Origin of the sequence: Micromonospora sp. NPDC048930, from assembly GCF_043197935.1 — a bacterium.
Taxonomy (GTDB): domain Bacteria; phylum Actinomycetota; class Actinomycetes; order Mycobacteriales; family Micromonosporaceae; genus Micromonospora.
Genome location: NZ_JBICUB010000016.1, coordinates 114,817 through 132,988 on the forward strand (window position 1 = coordinate 114,817; position 18,172 = coordinate 132,988).

Annotated in this window: 17 protein-coding genes; 15 read left to right on the plus strand and 2 right to left on the minus strand. The window is 72.2% G+C overall.

All coding sequences use genetic code 11. The features are described from left to right. Window positions 1-8 precede the first annotated feature (8 nt). Genes ACGFI9_RS30905 through ACGFI9_RS30915 form a run of 3 tightly spaced genes read left to right on the plus strand, consistent with a single transcriptional unit; the run spans window position 9 to window position 3,217 of the window. Window positions 9-1,355 (plus strand): ABC transporter substrate-binding protein, encoded by a 1,347-nt coding sequence (locus tag ACGFI9_RS30905; protein WP_393183554.1) that lies wholly within the window; start codon window positions 9-11, stop codon window positions 1,353-1,355. Window positions 1,356-1,401: 46 nt separating this feature from the next. Then, entirely contained in the window at window positions 1,402-2,379 is a 978-nt protein-coding gene (locus ACGFI9_RS30910; protein WP_393183556.1) for a carbohydrate ABC transporter permease, read from the plus strand. Next, complete coding sequence (locus ACGFI9_RS30915) at window positions 2,372-3,217, plus strand: carbohydrate ABC transporter permease (protein WP_393183558.1); 846 nt, start codon at window positions 2,372-2,374, stop codon at window positions 3,215-3,217. The genes ACGFI9_RS30910 and ACGFI9_RS30915 overlap by 8 nt, the downstream gene beginning before the upstream one ends. Here the strand turns inward: ACGFI9_RS30915 and ACGFI9_RS30920 are convergent. After that, a complete protein-coding gene (locus ACGFI9_RS30920; protein ID WP_393183560.1) occupies window positions 3,207-4,667 on the minus strand; it encodes a hypothetical protein in 1,461 nt (486 codons plus the stop codon). The two genes, ACGFI9_RS30915 and ACGFI9_RS30920, sit on opposite strands and share 11 nt — an antisense overlap. A gap of 261 nt (window positions 4,668-4,928) precedes the next feature. Here ACGFI9_RS30920 and ACGFI9_RS30925 point away from each other — a divergent pair, with 261 nt between their 5' ends. The 12 genes from ACGFI9_RS30925 (at window position 4,929) to ACGFI9_RS30980 (ending at window position 16,840) form a co-directional block, all read left to right on the plus strand. Beyond that, window positions 4,929-5,756, plus strand: a complete 828-nt coding sequence (locus ACGFI9_RS30925; RefSeq protein WP_393183562.1) for an IclR family transcriptional regulator — start codon at window positions 4,929-4,931, stop codon at window positions 5,754-5,756. A 47-nt stretch (window positions 5,757-5,803) separates the two neighbouring features. After that, window positions 5,804-6,538, plus strand: coding sequence for a creatininase family protein (locus ACGFI9_RS30930; protein ID WP_393183564.1), 735 nt, complete (start codon window positions 5,804-5,806; stop codon window positions 6,536-6,538). Then, entirely contained in the window at window positions 6,535-7,299 is a 765-nt protein-coding gene (locus ACGFI9_RS30935; RefSeq protein WP_393183565.1) for an amidohydrolase family protein, read from the plus strand. The genes ACGFI9_RS30930 and ACGFI9_RS30935 overlap by 4 nt, the downstream gene beginning before the upstream one ends. After that, window positions 7,296-8,399, plus strand: a complete 1,104-nt coding sequence (locus ACGFI9_RS30940; protein WP_393183567.1) for a mandelate racemase/muconate lactonizing enzyme family protein — start codon at window positions 7,296-7,298, stop codon at window positions 8,397-8,399. The genes ACGFI9_RS30935 and ACGFI9_RS30940 overlap by 4 nt, the downstream gene beginning before the upstream one ends. Window positions 8,400-8,414: 15 nt before the next feature. Next, window positions 8,415-9,347, plus strand: coding sequence for an amidohydrolase family protein (locus ACGFI9_RS30945; protein WP_393183569.1), 933 nt, complete (start codon window positions 8,415-8,417; stop codon window positions 9,345-9,347). A gap of 1 nt (window position 9,348) precedes the next feature. Continuing rightward, on the plus strand, window positions 9,349-10,080 hold the full coding sequence (locus ACGFI9_RS30950) for an amidohydrolase family protein (RefSeq protein ID WP_393183571.1): 732 nt from the start codon (window positions 9,349-9,351) through the stop codon (window positions 10,078-10,080). 131 nt (window positions 10,081-10,211) lie between these two features. Next, the gene (locus ACGFI9_RS30955; protein WP_393183572.1) at window positions 10,212-11,201 is read left to right on the plus strand and encodes a dihydrodipicolinate synthase family protein; all 990 of its coding nucleotides are present in this window, start codon (window positions 10,212-10,214) and stop codon (window positions 11,199-11,201) included. Window positions 11,202-11,275: 74 nt separating this feature from the next. Continuing rightward, window positions 11,276-12,070: an SDR family NAD(P)-dependent oxidoreductase gene (locus ACGFI9_RS30960; protein WP_393183574.1), complete on the plus strand. Its 795-nt coding sequence runs from the start codon at window positions 11,276-11,278 to the stop codon at window positions 12,068-12,070. Window positions 12,071-12,206: 136 nt separating this feature from the next. Beyond that, the gene (locus ACGFI9_RS30965) at window positions 12,207-13,709 is read left to right on the plus strand and encodes an FGGY family carbohydrate kinase (protein ID WP_393183576.1); all 1,503 of its coding nucleotides are present in this window, start codon (window positions 12,207-12,209) and stop codon (window positions 13,707-13,709) included. Beyond that, complete coding sequence (locus ACGFI9_RS30970) at window positions 13,699-15,177, plus strand: FGGY-family carbohydrate kinase (RefSeq protein ID WP_393183577.1); 1,479 nt, start codon at window positions 13,699-13,701, stop codon at window positions 15,175-15,177. The genes ACGFI9_RS30965 and ACGFI9_RS30970 overlap by 11 nt, the downstream gene beginning before the upstream one ends. Beyond that, window positions 15,174-15,806, plus strand: coding sequence for a histidine phosphatase family protein (locus tag ACGFI9_RS30975; RefSeq protein WP_393183579.1), 633 nt, complete (start codon window positions 15,174-15,176; stop codon window positions 15,804-15,806). The genes ACGFI9_RS30970 and ACGFI9_RS30975 overlap by 4 nt, the downstream gene beginning before the upstream one ends. Continuing rightward, window positions 15,806-16,840 (plus strand): 2-hydroxyacid dehydrogenase, encoded by a 1,035-nt coding sequence (locus tag ACGFI9_RS30980; protein ID WP_393183581.1) that lies wholly within the window; start codon window positions 15,806-15,808, stop codon window positions 16,838-16,840. The genes ACGFI9_RS30975 and ACGFI9_RS30980 overlap by 1 nt, the downstream gene beginning before the upstream one ends. 36 nt (window positions 16,841-16,876) lie before the next feature. On the opposite strand, the gene ACGFI9_RS30985 is transcribed toward ACGFI9_RS30980, so the two are convergent. Further along, window positions 16,877-18,172, minus strand: a 1,296-nt coding sequence (locus ACGFI9_RS30985) for a molybdopterin dinucleotide binding domain-containing protein (protein WP_393183583.1), incomplete at its 5' end; no start/stop codon positions are given.

An 18,172-nucleotide genomic window follows, 5' to 3' on the forward strand; every position in this document is an offset into this window, starting at 1 on the left:
GAGTCGACATGAGACAACATGGGCTGGAAGCGGCCATCAGCCGTCGACGGTTCCTCGCCTTGGCCGGCGCGCTGGGCGGGGCGGCCGCGCTGGGAGGCTGCGGTGGCGACGGCGGCGCCTCGTCGAGCAAGGTCACCTACTGGGTGCCACCCAACGCGGAACTGTCCCGGATGCAGGCGTACCTCGCCGACGTCAAGACCGGCTTCCAGAAGGCTCACTCCGGCACCACCCTGGACAACGTGGTGGTGCCCTGGGAGGACGCCCTCACCAAATACACCGCGGCCTTCTCCGGCGGCAACCCTCCCGACGTGACGTACCAGATCATCCCGTGGATGAACAAGTGGCGCAGCACCGGCGTGCTCGCCGACTTCCGGACCCTGGACAAGGGGTTCACCGACACGTTCCTCAACGGCGTCAACCCGGACTACGTCAAGGCTGCCGAAGGCCCGAAGGGTGAACTGCTCGGCCTGCCCTACGTCGGCGGCTACTGGGTGCTCGCCCTCAACGAGGCTCTCTGGGAGAAGGCCGGGAAGCCGACCCTGCCGAAGACGTACGACGACCTGATCCCCTTCGCCCAGGCGATGACCTTCGACAAGAACGGCCGGAAGCTGGGGGAGAGCGGGTACGACGCCCGCAACGTCGAGACCTACGGCATGTGCTGGGCCCCGTCGCCGCCCATCCAGGAGAACTACCTCTGGCACTACTTCTGGAGCTTCGGCTCGGACTACATCTCCGCCGACGGGATGGACGTCGGCTTCAAGGACGACGCCGGCCGCGCCGCCCTGCGCCACATGAAGGCGATGGTGGACTCCGGGGCCGTCACCCCACCCAACCTCTACTCCGACGACGTGCGGTGGCAGGCCGCGGTCATGTCGGGCAAGGCGGCGATGGCCTGGTCCGAAGGGTTCACCGCGGAGTACGCCAAGCAGTACCCACAGCTGCGGATCAAGGTGCTCGAACCGCCGGCCGGGCCGGGGGGACAGTACATCGTCGGCGCCTGCGGCTTCCTCTCCGTCGCCGCCAAGGCCAGGAACAGGAGCGGCGCGCTCGACCTCGTGAAGTACCTGGTCGACGACAAGCCGCTCCAGGACTTCAACAAGCTCATCCTGGCCAAGCCGGTGCGCCAGCAGCCGAGCAACTACTACGACGGCCTCGACGACCCGCGCATGACCACCTTCATGAACGAGGCGGCGGCGCTGTCGAAGTACGTCAAGATCACCCGCATCCTGCCCTACCAGCCGCAGGAGTACCTCGTCGGGAAGATCAACGACTTCCTGCTCGGCCGGCAGAGCATGGACGCCATGATCGACGAGGCGTCCAAGCAGATCAAGCAGATGGCAAAGGCGGCCAAGTGAGCAGGATGCCCGGTTGGCGCCCGGAACGCCGGCCCGACGACCGGCGATGAGTGTCAACGTCCCCGACCGGACCCGGGCCCCCGCCAACCTTCCCGCGGGGGCCCCGAGCGGTCCGGTCCGACCCCGACGCGCCAGGCTGGTCCGGCTACGACGTGGCCTGACCAACCTGGCCCAGGCGGTGCCCTTCCTGGTCCCGAAGGCGGTTGTCTTCGGGCTCTTCGTGCTCGCCCCGTTCGCCTACACGGTCGTGCTGACCTTCCAGCGCGGCTCGCTGCTGAGCGGTCTGACCTTCGCCGGGCTGGAGAACTACCGCACCGTCTTCACCGACGACCTGTTCCGGCAGACGCTGATGAACACGGCACTGTTCATGCTCATCTGCGTCCCCCTGACCATCGTGGTGACCATGCTGGTCGGGCTGCTGCTGTCCAGCTCGATCCGCGGGATGAGCGCCTACCGGACCCTCATCTACCTGCCCTCGCTGCTGTCCGTCGTGGCCACCGGCCTGATCTGGAAGATCATGGTCGACTCCGAGTACGGCCCGCTGAACGCCCTCTTCTCCCGCCTGCTCGGCATCGACGTGCCGTGGCTGACCGACGGCACCGTCGCCATGGTCTTCCTCGCCCTGATCACGCTGTGGAGCACCTGCGGCTTCTACTCGATCATCTTCATGGCCGGCTTCAACAACATCCCCACCACCGTGCTGGAGGCCGCGCGCATCGACGGCGCCTCCGGCTGGCGGCTGTTCACCGCCATCAAGCTGCCGCTGGTGCGGCCCGTGCTGCAACTGGTGCTGATCCTCGTCACCATCAACAGCATCCAGGTGTTCGACCTGGTCTTCGTCCTGACCAACGGCGGTCCGGGCACCGCCACCTACACCGCCCTGTGGTACATCTACCAGAGCGCCTTCAACGGCGGCTCGCTGTCCTACGCCGCCACGATGAGCATCATCCTGCTGCTCGTCACGGCGGTCATCTCCGCCGTCTTCATCGGCCGCACCCGATCGGATGGTGCCGACTATGAGTGAGGCGCTCCGGCGCCGGCGCCGCCGCCGGCAACCCCTCGGTGTGCTGGTCGGCACCCACGCCGGCGCCGTCGTGGCCGTCCTGCTGTGCGCCACGCCGATCGTGCTGGTCGCCCTGGCGTCGGTCCGCTCCAGCGTGTTCTCCGACTTCTCGCTGGCCGCGGAGAACTGGACGACGGCCAACTACACCGCCCTGCTCGGCGACCCCCTGGTGCTGCGCTGGATCCTGAACAGCCTGCTGGTGGGCGCCCTGGTCACCGTGCTCACCGTGGCGGTCGACGTGCTCGCCGCGTTCGCCTTCGCCAAGCTGCCGTTTCCCGGCCGGTCGGCCGCCTTCGGGCTGCTGCTGGCCACCCTGATGCTGCCGGTCTCGGTAACCCTGCTGCCCACCTACCTGATCGCCAACCGGCTGCACCTGGTGGACAGCTACGCGGGCCTGATCGTGCCGGCCATCGCCGGCCCGTTCGGGGTCTACCTGCTGCGGCAGTTCATCCTCAAGATCCCCGACTCGCTGATGGACGCGGCGCGCATCGACGGCGCCTCGCAGTTCCGCGTCTTCCGCAGCGTGGTGCTGCCGCTGTGCCTGCAGCCGATGGCCGTGCTCGCCATCTTCGTGTTCGTGGCCAACTGGAACAGCTTCCTGTGGCCGCTGCTGATGGCCCAGTCCGACGACATGAAGACGATCACCGTCGGGATGGCCACCAGCAACACGCAGTTCTCCCAGAACGTCAACGGGATCACCGCGATGGCGATGTTCAGCCTGCTCCCGATGGCGATCCTGTTCCTGGCGTTCCAGCGCTACTTCATCCGCGGCGTGCTCGCCGGGGCGTTCAGGGGCTGACGTCGGCTCCCGCCGCTCCGGCGCCGGCAGGCGCGGCGACGCGGGCGAAACAGTCCGCGACGGTGTGCCGGATGCGGCGCGGCCGGTCGGGCGCGAAGATGTCGATGGCCGCCACCGCGGCACCGCCACTGTCCGCCAGGTCCCAGCCGGTCGGCTCCTCGAAGCCCGGATTGGCCAGCGCGAAGCCGATGGCTTCCAGGTGATCGAACCCGATGTCGAGCCCCGGGTCGGTGACCTCCTGGGTCACGCGCAGACGCAGGGTCAGGGTGGCGCTCGCCCGGCCGGCGAGGACGGTGGTGAGGTCGACGGGGCCCTGCAGGCTGTGCCCCTGGATCCACAGGTGCCACGGCTCGTCGTGGAGGTCGCACCGCCACACCACCTCATCGTCGACGAGGACCTCCTTCACCACCCGACCCGGCGGCGGGACGTTCGCCGAGAACTGGTCGAAGTGCCAGAACGACAGCTCGTACCGCGCCGCCGCCGGGTCGGGGTGGATCACCTGGCTGGCCTGCGCCCACGTGCCGGCCGGGACCGACCGTTCGGACGGCAGGGCCAGGCTGAGCCGGCCGAGGCCGTACATCGCCTTGTTGTCACTGGCGATCGTCGGCGCGTCGTCGAGTTGGGTGCCGTAGGCGATGACGCCCTCGATGACGTCCTCGGCCGCGCACTCCAGGCCCGTCGTCAACGCCTCGCGCACGTACGACTCGGTCGGCCCGAGGGGAGCGGCCAGGAACCGGCCGGCGTAGACGAGCAGCACCAGGTCCAGGCCGCGGGGGCGGGTCTTGGCGCGGATCCGGGTCAGGCACCGGCGCAGCGAGCCGGCCGCCTGCGTGTTGTGGTTCGGGCCGTCGAGGAACGGATAGATCACGCCGTCGATGAACGGGGCGTACTTGTCGAGAAAGGCGTCGTCGAGCGCCACCCGGTAGTAGACGCAGGTGAAGAAGCCCAGGTCCGGATTGATCGCCTGCTGGGTCTCGCGGATCCGGGCCATGTAGTCCGGAGTGAAGAGGCGGGCGTTCACCTCGAACTCGAAATCGTCGATGGCCCACCCGGTGAGGTTGGGGTACCGGACGGACGCCTCCGCGACCGCCCGCGCCCACGCCACGTAGTCGGTGAGGTAGGGCCGTGAGGCGCGACCGTGCTCGTCCGTCTCGGACGGCGGCACCAGGTACGGCCACACGTCGATGCCCGCCTGCGCGGCCGCGGGCAGGAACTCCGCACACAGGTCCGCCCAGTCGGTCGCGCTGTCCCACACGCCGAACAGGTAGGTGGTGACCTTCAGTTCGCGCAGGCGCGCGACCAACGCGGGCGTGTCGATGTGCCGGTAGCCGTCGGCCCGCGGCTGGCTCTCCCGGACGGCGGCGCCGACGGTGTTGCCGCCGACCAGGACGGCCCGGACCCCGCCGGCCGGCACCCACGGGCGGGACCCGATGGTCGAGCGCGATGGCATGCCTGCTCCTCCCGACGCGGTCACCCCGCCGTGTGGACGCGGACCCTGTATGCACGGTATTCAGAACATAGAAACGCGATGCTGTAGACACGGTAGGGCGGGGAAGGCGGCTCTGGCAACGGGCCGGCACCGCGACCCCACGGCTTTCCTCCGAAATGAGGAAGAACGGCATGGCATACCGGAACGGTGGGGGAAGCCGGCCGCGCCGTACGCTCAACACGACAACGGCCGGTCGCATCCGGCGGACATGGAGGAACCGGTATGGCGATCCCTGATCAGGCCGACGCTGCCGAACGCGCGCCGTCGCCAGCGGTCGACCGCGCGCTGACGGTCCTCGAGCGGCTGGTCGCGGCCGACGAGGAACTCACCCTCACCGCGCTGGCCAAGGCCACCCGGATCCCGCTCGCCACCTGCGCCAGCATCGCCTACACCCTGGAGCGCCGGGGGTACGCGACCCGCCGCGTGGTCGGCCGCAGCCACTTCTGGCGGCCCACCCTGCGGCTGTACGGCCTGGCCAGCCAGCTCGTCCGAAAGGTCGACCTCTCGTCGGTGGCCCAGCCGGAGATGCGGGCGCTGGCCGACGAGTTGAGCATGCCGGTCCACATCGGGGTGCTGGACGGGGCGAGCGTCGTCTACGTCGCCAAGGCGGCGACGGCCGGCTTCATCCAGTTCGACACCTACCCCGGCAAGGTGTCCCCGTTCAACCTGACGGCCCTCGGCCGGGCCATCGCGGCGTACCTGCCGGAGGAGGAGCTGGAGGCGTTGCTGCCGCGGCTGGTCGTTGGGCGCGGACCCGGCGCCGGCGACAGCGGCCCGGAAGCCTTCCGCAAGCTGCTGAAGGAGGTGCGCAGCCGCGGGTACGCGGTGGAGGACGAGGAGGAGCAGGCCGAGGTGGCGTGCGTGGCCGCGCCGTTCTTCGACGCCGAAGGGCTGGTCGCCGGGTCGGTCGGCGTCACCGGCTTCGCCCGCGACCTGCGGGGCAGGCGACGCAAGCAGGCGGCGGCCGGAGTGCTGCGGGTCGCGGCGGAGGTCTCCCGGCGGCTCGGATGTCCGCCCGCGGCATTGCCACAGACGAAGGCTGTCTCCTAGTATCCGTGAAACGGAAGATTTCTCCCGGATACTGAAGGGTGGCGCCCATGGCGTCCGCCGCGCGCTGGGCCGAGACCGACCGTCAGACCCTCACCAGTCAGCTCCCCGAGGCGATCGTCCTGCTCCCGGTGGGCGCCACCGAACAGCACGGCCCCCACCTGCCCACCGGAACCGACGCGCTGCTCGCCGACGGCGTGTGCGCGGCAGCCGCCGACCAGGCGGCGGGCCGCTGCGAACGACCCCTGCTCGTGGCGCCGACCATTCCGGTCGGCGCCTCCGACCACCATCTCCCGTTCGGCGGCACCCTCTCGCTCACCCCGGAGACCCTCACGGCCGTCCTGCTGGACCTCGCCCGGTCCGTGGCCGTGCAGGGCGGCCGCCGGCTGGTGCTCGTCAACGGGCACGGCGGCAACGTGGGCGTCTGCCACGCCGCCGCGGCGGCGGCCAGCACCCGCTACGACCTGGCGGTCGGGCACATCGACTACTGGCGCGCGGCCGACGCGGAGCCGCGCGTACCGGTGCCCGGGCACGCCGGCGAGTTCGAAACCTCCCTGGTCCTGGCCCTGCGTCCCGACCTGGTGAAGGAGTCGACGCCCCGCCCCGAGCCGCCGCAGCCACCCGCCGTGCCCGGCGTGGACCTGCACGCGGCGGCCGTGTGGCAGGCCATCGACGGCTACACCGACCGGCCCGAGACCGCCGACGCCGCCGCCGGGAAACAGCGGTTCGACCGGCTGGTGGCAGGTCTCGCGGACCGGATCGTCGACCTGGCGAGGGTGCTGTGATCGACTTCCACACCCACACCCCGGCGTGGCGCACCAGCACCTGGTTGGGGGGCGCCCCGTTCAGCGCGGACGACTTCGTGGCGTTCATGGACACCGCGGGCGTGGACCAGGCCGTGGTCCTCAGCCACGACGGCCTGTTCGACGCCCGACCGCAGGCCAACGACGAACTGGCGGCGTTCGTCGGCCGGCATCCGCACCGGCTGGTCGGATTCGGCACCGTGCATCCCCGCCACCCCGACGCCGCCGCCGAGGTCGACCGCATGCTGACCGTGCTCGGCCTGCGCGGCCTCAAGCTGCACCCCTGGCTGCAGGGCTTCAGCATGCACGAGCGCGCGCTGGACCCCATCTGCGAGACGCTGGCCGCCCACCACGGGATCCTGCTCAGCCACGACGGCACCCCGCCCTACTCGACGCCCGCGCAGATCGCCGCGCTGGCCCGCCGGCACCCGGCGCTGCCGGTCGTGCTCGGCCACGGGGGCCTGCACGACTGCTGGCGGGAGGCGCTCGCCCTGACCCGCGAGACCGACAACCTCTACCTGTGCATCTGCGGCACCCCGCCGTACGCCGCCCGCCGGATCCTCGCCGAGGCGCCGGCCGACAAGGTGCTCTTCGGCACCGACGCCGGGCTGTCGGACCGGAAGAGCCAGGACTACGCGGTGGCCCGGGTGGCCGAGATCGACGGCTGGGGCATCACCGACGCCCAGCGCCGCGCCATGCTGGTGGACAACCCCCGGCGTTTGCTCGCCCGGACGAGCAGATGACCGCGACGATCGCCGCCGTCCAGACCCTGCCGGTCAGCCTGCCGGTGCACCCGGGCCTGGTGGTCCGGGGAGCCCGCGGCGTCCACGACCGCTCGGACTTCCTGCTCGTACGGGTCGTCACCAGCGACGACGTCGTGGGCTACGGCGAGGTGAGCGGCACGCCACTGTGGAGCGGCGAGGACGGCGCCAGCGCCGATCACTTCATCCGCGACCTCCTGGCGCCGGCTCTCGTCGGTCGGCCGCTGACGCCGGTCGGCGCCCTCGAGACCCTGATGGACCGGCTCCTCGCCGGGAACCCGTTCACCAAGGCCGGCGTCGCCACCGCCCTGTGGGACGCGCACGCTCGCACCCTGGGCGTACCGCTGGCGGTCGCCCTCGGTGGCCCCTACCGCGACCAGGTACCGATCAAGCTCTCGCTGTCCGGCGACGGCCCGGGACTCGACCAGGTGCACGCGACCGCGCACGCCCTCGGCTTCCGCGCCTTCAAGGTCAAGGTCGGGCTGGGCGTCACCGCCGATCTCGCCCGGGTCGCCCGGGCCCGCCAGCTGGCCGGCCCGGACGCCTTCCTCGGCGTGGACGCCAACGGCGGATGGTCGCGAGCCGACGCCGCCCGCGCCGTGGTGGGCCTCGTCGAGCACGGAATCCGATTCGTGGAGCAGCCGGTCGCGTCGACCGACCTGCCCGGTCTCGGCGCGCTGCGCGGCCGGGGCATACCGGTGGTGGCCGACGAGGCCGTCTTCGGCCTGGCCGACCTCGTCGCCCTGCTCCGCGCCGAGGCCGCCGACTGCGTGAGCCTGTACGTCGGCAAGAGCGGCGGGCCGGGCCGGGCGGTGGCCATGGGACAGCTCGCCGGGGCCTTCGGGGTCGAGACCCTGCTCGGCTCCAACGGCGAGTTCGGCATCGGCGCGGCCGCCCAGTTGCACGTCGCCTGCGCGCTGCCCACCCTGTCGGAGTTCCCGTCGGACATCATCGGCGCCCACTACTACGCCCAGGACATCCTGGCCCACCCCCTGGACAGCGACGGCATGACGGTCCGCCTCGGCGGCGAGCCCGGGCTCGGGGTCGTGCCCCGCCCCGACCTAGTGGGCGCGTTTCGATGAAGGTCTGGTGATCAGGTGATCGTCGACGTTCACACGCACACACCTACCCACCGCGAGGCGGTGCCGGCCGAGCAGCGACAGGTCTTCACCGGGTGGCGGACCGACCGCGACGTGGTCACCACGAACTCCTGGGCGGACTACGACGAGGCGATGGCCGCCGCCGACGTCTCCATCGTGTTCAACATCGCCGTACCGGATCCGTTGGCGGCGACCGGAATCCCGCACCCGCCGGAACGGACCAACGACGCGACCGCCGAGTTCGTGGCCGCGGATCCCACCCGGCGGATCGGTTTCATGTCGGTCAACCCGCTGGACCCGGCCGTCTTCGAGGAGGCGGAACGCTGCCGCGACCTGGGCCTCGTCGGGGTCAAGCTGGGCCCGAACTACCAGAACTTCGACCCGCTGTCGGAGCCGGCCCTGGCGTTCTACGCGTACTGCCAACGGCTCGGCCTGCCGATCCTGTTCCACCAGGGCGCCTCACCGATCCGGGCGGCGCCGCTGCGCTACACGTACCCGTTGGTCACCGACGAGGTCGCGCTGCGCTTCCCGGAGCTGCGCATCGTGATGGCGCACATGGGGCACCCGTGGGGCCGGGAGACGGTGGTGACGATCCGCAAGCACCCGCACGTCTACGCCGACGTGTCCTCGATCTACCTGCGGTCCTGGGTCTGCTATGAGTCCCTGCTGGCGGCGGTGGAGTGGGGCTGTGCGCACAAACTGCTGCTCGGATCCGACTTCCCGATCGCCAACACCGCCGAAGCCATGGCCGGACTGCGGGGGGTCAACCGGATCCTCGAGGGCACCGCGCTGCCGCGCGTGCCCGGCGAGGTGATCGAGCGGATCATCCACGCCGACGCGCTGGGCGCGCTCGGACTGGCCCGGCCGTCGCTGCCGACCACGGCGGCCGGCCCGGCGACCGGTCCGGCGCCGGTGAGCGGGGGAGCATGACGTGATCATCGACGCGCACGTGCGACTGGGCCAGGGCCGCGAGGTGTCCCTGAGCGTGGCGGAGCTGCTGGCCACCATGGACGAGCTGGGCATCGACCGCGCCCTGGTGGCGCCGGACGAGCGGTGCGTGGCCTACCACAACCGGGACGGCAACCAGGCGGTGGCGGCCGCCGCCGCGCGGTCGGCGGGCCGGCTGGTGCCGTACGCGGTGGCCAACCCGTGGCGCGGCGCGGATGCGGTGGAGGAGCTGGCCCGGGCCCGGGACGCGGGCGCGCGGGCGCTGCACGTGGACAGCGTCCTGCAGGGCTTCGACCTGCTGGACGGGCTGGTCGACCCGCTGCTGGAGTTCGCGGCTGACAACGGCTGGCCGGTGTACGTGCGTACCGGCACGCCGCCGAACGCGTTGCCGCTGCCGCTGGCCACGCTCGCCCGGCGGTACCCGGACGTACCGTTCATCATGGGCCGCAGCGGCGCGACGGACTTCTGGATCGACGCCGCGCCGGCCCTGCGGCACGCCCCCAACCTGTACGGCGACACGTGTTACGCGCCGTGGGACACCGTCCTCAACGAACTCGGCCAGGATCCCGGGATCGGCACCTCCCGGCTGGTGTTCTCCACCGACGCGCCCTACGCGGTGCCCCGCGCCGAGCTGGGCCGGGTCCTCGACTGGCCGATCGACGAGGCCGCCCGGCGCGACGTGCTGGGCGGAAACCTCGCCCGCCTGCTGCGCTGAGCCGCGGCCGAGGGCTTGTTCCGGATCGACGAAGGCCATAGTCTTATCTCATAATCAGAACATATCTACGGCATATCGAAAGATCGGGCGACTCTCGGCCGGTTCGGAAAGCGAGGGACGGTGCGCGGACAATGAGTGCTACGCCAGCGACAACCTCCCGGCGCGGGCCGCTACCCGCCGACCGGTCCACCGTGGCCGACCCCGCCGCCCTGGTACGCGGCGTGTCACCGGTCCTGGCGGTGCCGTTCACCGCCACCGGCGACATCGACCCCGACGGCTTCCGCCGGGTGGTGCGCCACGTCCTCGGCACCGGGGTGAGCAGCGTGATGTTCCCCGGCTTCGCCTCCGAGTTCTACAAGCTCGCCGAGCACGAACGGCGGACCCTCACCGAGGTGCTGCTCGCCGAAACCGGACCGCGGCCCGACGTCGCGGCCATCATCGCGGTCCAGGACCACGCCACCCGCCTGGCGGTGACCCGCGCCCGCGAGGCCGTCACCGCCGGCGCGGACCTGATCAACCTGCTGCCGCCACACTTCCTGTCGCCGCCCCGCCGAGCCCTGATCGACCACGTCCGGGCGGTCCTCGACGCGGTCGCCCCGACGCCGGTGGTCCTCCAGTACGCGCCCACCGAGACCGGCACCAGCCTCGACAGCCCCACGGTGGCCGCGATCGCGGCGGCGCACCCCAACCTGCGACTGGTCAAGGTGGAGTCCAGCCCGCCCGGCCGGCTGATCGCCGAACTGGCCGCCCTCGACCCCCCGCTACCGTCCGTCGAGGGATACGCCGGAGTGCACCTGCCCGACGCCATCCGCCGCGGGGCGGTCGGCACCCAGCCCGGCTGCTCCTTCACCGAGATCTACCACGAGATCTGGCGCCGGTTCAGCGAGGGTGACCACGCCGGCGGGGAGGAGCTGCACCGACGGCTCCTGCCGTACATCTCGTACTGGATGCTCGACACCGAACTCATCGTCGCCGCAGAGAAGCACATCTCGTTCCGCCGCGGCCTGATCGGCAGCGACCTGTGCCGCAGCCCGGCACACGAGCTGGACGCCGAGGAACGACGCATGATCGACCGGTTCCTGGTCGAGTTCCGGGACCTCCTGCCCGACCTCTCCGGCTGACCCCGGGCCCCGGCCGCCCACGCCCGGCGCCGCTGCACGAACCGCAACCACCCACCGCAAGGGAGACCGCGTCGATGGACCAGCCACCAGCCGACACCGCGCCGTCGTACGCACTGGTCACCGGCGGGGGCAGTGACATCGGCGTGGCCATCGGCCGCGCGCTGGCCGCCGCCGGCCGCCACGTCGTGGTCAGCGACCTCGACCCGGACCGGGCGCGGCACGGGGCCGCGCAGGTGCCGGGCGGCACCGCCCTGGAACTCGACGTACGGTCGGCCCGCGCGGTGGGCCGTGCCGTCGCCGACCTCGCCGCCGCCCACGGACCGTTGGCGGTCCTGGTGAACTGCGCGGCGGTCTGCGCGAACGAGCAGTTCGAGACCATCACCGAACCGACCTGGTCGGCGGACCTCGACGTCGTGCTCGGCGGCGCGATCCGGATGTGCCAGGCGGTCCTGCCCACGATGCGGCAGGCGGGACGGGGAGCGGTGGTCAACGTCGCCTCCGTCAACGGCCACCGCTACTTCGGCAACGACGTGTACAGCGCGGCGAAGGCCGGCCTGATCAACCTCACCCGCGCCCTCGCCGTCCAGTACGGCCGCTTCGGCGTCCGGATCAACTCGGTGTCACCCGGCACCATCGCCACCGCCGGCTGGAACGAACGCCTCCGGACCCACGGCGACGCGCTGGAGGCCGCCCGCCGCTGGTACCCGATGGGCCGGGTCGGCACCCCGGACGACGTCGCGAACGCGGTGGCCTTTCTGGCCTCCGACCGCGCGTCCTGGATCAACGGCACCGACCTCGCCGTGGACGGCGGGCTCCTCGCCGGCACGCCCGCCTTCGCCGCCGACATCGGCGCCAGGTCGGTTCCCTGACCCCAACCGGCATCTCAGGAGGTGACGACATGGACCGCAGCCCCACGGCCGTCCCACCGGCGCGCACCCACGCCGCGGATCTGACCGTGCCACCGGCCCGGCCGACCGGGTCCGACGGCGACTGACGGAGGGCGCGGTGGCAGCGATCTGCATCGACGCCGGCACCACCGTGATCAAGGCAGTGGGCTACGACGACCGCGGCCGGGAAGCCGTCGTCGTCCGCCAACCGGCGCACGTCCGGCACCCCCGGCCCGGCCGGGTCGAGCAGGACATGATTCAGGTACGCGACACGGCGCTCCGGGCAGTCCGCGAGGTCGCCGATCGGCTGCCCGGTCCGGTCGATTTCCTCGCCGTCACCGCCCAGGGCGACGGCTGCTGGCTGATCGACCGGCACGGCGCCCCCACCGGTCCCGCCGTGCTGTGGAACGACAGCCGGGCCGCGGCGACGGTGCAGCGGTGGTCCGACAGCGGACTGCTCGCCGAGGCGTACCGCCGCAACGGCTGCGTGACCTTCCCCGGACTGCCCAACGCGATCCTCGCCTGGATGCGCAGCCACGACCCCGACCGGCTGGCCAGCGCCACCGCCATGCTGACCTGCGGCGGCTGGCTGTTCGCCCAACTGACCGGCGTTGTGGTCATGGAGGAGTCCGACGCTTCGGCGCCCTTCGGGAGCCCGCACCACCCCGACCGGTACGACGACCACCTGCTCGACCTGTTCGACCTGGAATGGGCGCGGCCCCTCCTGCCCCCGGTGGCCGGCGACGGCCGGCGGGTCGCCCCGCTGCGCCAGACCGTCGCCGCCGAGCTCCGCCTGCCCGCCGGCACGCCGGTGGTCGCCGCACCGTACGACATCGCCGCCACCGCGATCGGTGTCGGCGCCGTACGGCCGGGGCAGGCTTGTGCCATCCTCGGTACCACCCTCTGCACCGAAGTGGTGACCGACCGGTTCGCCCCCGGGCCCGAGCCGCTGGGGCTGACCGTCGCGCTGGGCGTGCCGGGACGCCTGCTTCGCGCCCTGCCGACCCTCGCCGGCACCGAGGTACTCACCTGGGCCTGCGGCATGCTCGGTCTGACCGGGCCCAGCCAGCTGATCGACCTGGCCGACCACACCCGGGCCGGCCCGTCGGGTCTGCTGTTCCTGCCGTACCTGTCCCCGGCCGGCGAACGTGCCCCGTTCGTCGCGCCGCAGGCCCGCGGCGCGCTGCTCGGCCTCTGCCTGGAACACGACCGGGAACACCTCGCCCGCGCCGTCGTCGAAGGGCTCACCCTCGTCATCCGGGACTGCCTCGCCGCCTCCGGCGTCACCCCGGGTGAGCTGCGGATCTGCGGCGGAGGCGCGGCCAATGACGGGTGGGCCCGCCTGATCGCCGACATCGTGGGCCTGCCGGTCCGGCGCTGCACCGACACCGAGATCGGCGCTCGCGGCGCCTACCTCGTCGGCCGCGCCGCCACCGGCGCGGCCGCCACCGTGGCGGAGGCGGTGGCCGCGTACGTGCACCTCGGCGACCCGGTCGAACCGGATCCCGCGCTGGCCCGCCGCTACGACGACCTGTTCGCGCGCTTCGTGCTCCTCCGGCAACACGCCGCCGGGGCCTGGCCCGAGCTCGCCGCCCTGCGGGAGGCCGACGGTGCCGCGTGAGGGCGACGTGTGGGTCGGGATCGACGTCGGCACCCAGAGCGCCCACACGGTCGCCGTCACCTCGTCCGGTGCCGTGCTCGGCCGCGCACGTTCGGCGCTGACCAGCCGCCGCGTCGGCGACCGCCACGAGCAGGATCCGCAGCAGTGGTGGACCGCCGTCACCCGCGCCACCCGACACGCGCTGGCCGGCGTACCGCCAGGTGCGGTCAGGGGAGTGGCGGTCGCCGGCACCTCGGGCACGGTGGTCCTGCTCGGACCCATGGGCACGCCGGTGACCCCCGGCATCATGTACGACGACGCCCGGGCGACGACGGAGGTCGCCCGGGTGAACGAGGCGGGCGGACCCCTCTGGGCGGAGCTGGGCTATCAGCGGATGCAACCCACCTGGGCCCTACCCAAGCTGCTCTGGCTGCTCCGGCACGTGCCCCACCCGCCGGCCGGCCTGGCGCTGGCACACCAGAGCGACGTGATCAACCGGCGACTGGTGGGCCGTGCGGTGGCGACCGACCTCAGCAGTGCCCTCAAGACCGGGGCCGATCTCGTCGCGGGCACCTGGCCGCGGGCCGTGTTCGACGCCCTCGGTGTGCCACCGGACCTGCTGCCCCCACTCGTCACCCCCGGCACGCGTCTGGGCGCCGTCTGCGCGGCCGCCGCCGACGAAACCGGCCTCCCCGCCGGCACCCCGGTCCACGCCGGCATGACCGACGGCTGCGCCGCGCAGCTCGCGTCCGGTGCCCTGCGGCCCGGCAGTTGGAACTCGGTCCTCGGTACCACCCTCGTCCTCAAGGGCGTCGCGGACAGGCCTCTGCGGGATCCCACGGGAGCCGTGTACTCCCATCGAGGACCGGGCGGCACGTGGCTGCCGGGCGGCGCTTCCAGCACCGGCGCCGGCGTCATCGCCCGCGACTACCCGCCCGCGGACCTGCCGGCGCTCACCCGGGCCGCCGGCTCGTACGAACCCGCCGCACCCGTGTGCTATCCCCTGCTGTCCGCTGGAGAGCGGTTCCCCTTCGTCGCCCCGCAGGCCCGCGGCTTCGTCGTTGGCACGCCACGGGACGAGGCGGAACGCTTCGCCGCCGTGCTCCAGGGCGTCGCCTACCTGGAACGGCTCTGCTTCGACCACCTCGACCTGCTCGGCGCCCCGCTGCACGGCGAGGTCGTCCTGGCCGGCGGGGCAACCCGGAACAGCTACTGGAACCAGCTACGCGCCGACATCCTCGACCGACCGGTGCTGCTGCCCGACGACGTCGAACCCGCCCTCGGCATGGCGATCCTCGCGGCCGCCGCGGACCGGGACCTCACCGCGACCGCGGCCACCATGGTCCGGATCCGCACCGTCATCGAGCCCCGGCCGGGAGCACCGGAACGCTTCCTGCCGGGGTACCTCCGGCTGGTCGACACGCTCGAGCGACTCGGCTGGCTACCCGCGGCCACCGCCACCCACGCGAGGAAGAGGTCGACGGGATGACCCACCTCGTCCTCGTCCGACACGGCGAAACGGTCTGGCACGCCGAGAACCGGTACGCCGGCGTCAGCGACGTGCCGCTCACCCCGCGCGGACACGAACAGGCCGGATGGCTGGCCACCTGGGCGGCGACCGCGCGGCTGACCGGAGTGTGGACCTCGACGCTGAGCCGCGCCCGGCTCACCGCGCAACCCTGCGCGGACGCGGCCCGGGTCCGCCTCGTCGCCGATGCGCGCCTGCGCGAGCTGGACTTCGGCGCGGGGGAGGGGCTCACCCGGGCCGACATGGGCCAGCGGTTCTCGGCGGCGCTGGACGCCTTCATCGCCGAACCCGCCGTCCACCACCTACCCGGCGGCGAAGACCCGGCGACCGCCGCGGACCGGTTCCTCGACTGCCTGCGCGACATCACGACCCGCGACCCGGCGGGCCGGGTGCTGGTGGTGGCCCACGGCACCGTCATCCGCCTCGCCCTGTGTCAGCTGATGGGGCTGCGGTTGGGGCGCTACCGCCAGGTGTTCCCGGTCGTCGACAACTGCGCCGGCACCGAGATCAGGCTGCGCCCCGACGGCTTCTCGCTGCTCACGTTCAACGCGCGGCTCCCGCACGGGACCCCGTCGTCGGGAGGTGCCTGATGGCCGTCCGCCTGCTCGCCGCCGGCGATCACTTCGTCCTCAACCGGCTCCTGGTCGACGCGCTGCGGGCCGAGGCGCCCGACGCCGTCGAGACGACGCAGCTGACCCTGCCGTGGCCGATCGAGCCGTTCGGGCCGGTGGCGGAGGTCGACGAGGCGTCCGGGACCGAGGAGGACCTCATCGAGGCGTTGCGCGGCGTGCAGATCTGCGTGACCCAGATGGCACCGTTCACGAGAAAGGTGCTGGATGCCGCCGCCGAGCTGAAACTGATCTGCGTCACCAGAGGCGGCCCGGTGAACGTCAACCTCACGGCGGCCACCGAACGAGGCATCCCGGTCTGCTCCGCCCCGGGACGCAACGCCACCGCCACCGCCGAGCACGCCGTCGCCATGATCCTCGCCGTCCTCCGGCGTATCCCGGCAACCCACGTGGACCTCACCCACGGCGACTGGCGCGGCGACTACTACCGGTACGACAGCGTCGGGCCGGAACTGAGCGGTAGCACCGTCGGGCTGGTCGGCTTCGGCGCCGTCGGCAGCCGCGTCGCGCGAGCGCTACGCGGGTTCGGCGTGCACCTGCTCGTCCACGACCCGTACGTCCAGCAGCACCAACTCGGCGACGATGCCGAGCTGACCACCCTCGAGGACCTGCTGTCCCGCGCCACCATCGTCACGCTGCACGCCCGGGTCACCGCGGAGACCAGGCGGATGATCGGGGCCGCGCAGCTGGCCCTGATGCCGCCGGGCTCGGTCATCGTCAACTGTGCCCGCGGGGCGCTCCTCGACTACGACGCCGTCTGCGACGCACTCGACCGCGGGCACCTGTTCGGCGCCGCGTTCGACGTCTTTCCGCACGAGCCGATCCCCGCCGGTTCCCGCCTCCTCACGACCCCCAACATCGTCGTGACCCCGCACCTGGCCGGAGCGAGCCGGCAGACGGCCGCGAACGCCGCGCGGATGGCCGCCGCCGAGGTCGGCCGGTACCTGCGGCGGGAGCCGCTGCGTCACTGCGCCAACCCGGAGGTGCTGCGCTGACCGTGCGCGGTCCGGACAGCAGGCGTGCGCCCGGCGTCATCCCTGCCTCCCGGGGGTGCCGACCTCGGTGGTGATGACCGGCGTGCGGTGCTGCGGGGTGAGGCCGGCGCGTCGCTGGTAGTCGGTGACGAGGTCGAGCAGGGCGGGTCCGGTGGGTCGGCGGCCGGGGCGGATGTCGCAGGTGCCGACTTTGCTTTCCTGGATGAGGACGTTGGGGTCGAGGGTGATGCCGAACAGGTCGTTGACCGAGTCGCCGGTGACCAGGCCTTCGCGGCCGAAGTGGTAGGGCAGCCACACCTGATGGATGGTCCGGCCGTCCACGTGTAGCGGGGTGAGTCGGTCGGTGACCAGGACCTTGGCTTCGATCGCGGCGCGGCCGGTGATCAGGTGGGCCCAGTCCAGGTCGTCGAGCCCGATCTGCGCGGCCAGTTCGGGTGAGACCTCGACGAACATCTCCGGTTGCAGTTCCGCCAGCGGCCGTACGGTGCGGCTCATGCCGCCGGCGCCGTGGTGCTCGGTGAGCCGGCTGACCGTGAACACGTACGGGAAGACGTCGGCGTGCGACTGCGGTGGGCTCGGGTTCACGGAGTTCACCGGGTTGTCGTAGACCTTGCGGACGGGGTTGGCCTGCTGCCCGTACAGCGGGTTGCGGATCGGCGACTCGGCCGGCTCGTAGTGCGTCGGGAGCGGCCCGTCGATGACGCCAGCCGGCGTGAAGAGCCAGCCCTTCCCGTCGCCCTGCATGATGAAGGGGTCGTCGCCGGCCAGCCCCTCGACGCCCACGGCACCCACGGGCGGCCGGTACGTCGGTGGCTTGGTCTTCTCGAAGTCCGGCACGTCGTACCCGGTCCACTCGCCGTTGTCGGGGTCCCACCAGACGTACTTCTTCCGCTCACTCCACGGCCGCCCCGCAGGGTCGGCGGAGGCGCGGTTGTAGAGGATGCGCCGGTTGGCGGGCCACGCCCAGCCCCACTCGGGCGCGACCCAGTGCTGCTCGTGCCCGGGCTTGCGCCGGGCCGCCCGGTTCACCCCGTCCGCGAAGACGCCGGAGTAGATCCAGCAACCCATGGCCGTCGAGCCGTCGGCACGGGCCTCGAGGAACCCGTTGAGCGGGCGGCCGTTGGCCACCTCGTAACCATTGATCTCGCGCAGTACCGCCTCGGCGCTCGGCTCCGCCTCGGGTCCGTGCGTCGGGTAGTCCCAGACGAGGTCGCGCAGGGCCCGGTCGCGGGGGTTGTCGGAGCCGGCCAGCTTCTGCCGGATGATCCGGCCGAGGTGGTAGAAGAACCAGAGTTCGGAGCGGCAGTCGCCCGGTGGGTCGAGTGCCTTTTC

What these genes read in the sequence shown, in the direction of transcription:
- ACGFI9_RS30905 (WP_393183554.1), top strand. Translation starts at nt 9, where the DNA reads ATGAGACAACATGGGCTGGAAGCGGCCATCAGCCGTCGACGGTTCCTC.
- ACGFI9_RS30910 (WP_393183556.1), top strand. Translation starts at nt 1,402, where the DNA reads ATGAGTGTCAACGTCCCCGACCGGACCCGGGCCCCCGCCAACCTTCCC.
- ACGFI9_RS30915 (WP_393183558.1), top strand. Translation starts at nt 2,372, where the DNA reads ATGAGTGAGGCGCTCCGGCGCCGGCGCCGCCGCCGGCAACCCCTCGGT.
- ACGFI9_RS30920 (WP_393183560.1), bottom strand. Translation starts at nt 4,667, where the DNA reads ATGCCATCGCGCTCGACCATCGGGTCCCGCCCGTGGGTGCCGGCCGGC.
- ACGFI9_RS30925 (WP_393183562.1), top strand. Translation starts at nt 4,929, where the DNA reads ATGGCGATCCCTGATCAGGCCGACGCTGCCGAACGCGCGCCGTCGCCA.
- ACGFI9_RS30930 (WP_393183564.1), top strand. Translation starts at nt 5,804, where the DNA reads ATGGCGTCCGCCGCGCGCTGGGCCGAGACCGACCGTCAGACCCTCACC.
- ACGFI9_RS30940 (WP_393183567.1), top strand. Translation starts at nt 7,296, where the DNA reads ATGACCGCGACGATCGCCGCCGTCCAGACCCTGCCGGTCAGCCTGCCG.
- ACGFI9_RS30955 (WP_393183572.1), top strand. Translation starts at nt 10,212, where the DNA reads ATGAGTGCTACGCCAGCGACAACCTCCCGGCGCGGGCCGCTACCCGCC.
- ACGFI9_RS30960 (WP_393183574.1), top strand. Translation starts at nt 11,276, where the DNA reads ATGGACCAGCCACCAGCCGACACCGCGCCGTCGTACGCACTGGTCACC.
- ACGFI9_RS30975 (WP_393183579.1), top strand. Translation starts at nt 15,174, where the DNA reads ATGACCCACCTCGTCCTCGTCCGACACGGCGAAACGGTCTGGCACGCC.
- ACGFI9_RS30980 (WP_393183581.1), top strand. Translation starts at nt 15,806, where the DNA reads ATGGCCGTCCGCCTGCTCGCCGCCGGCGATCACTTCGTCCTCAACCGG.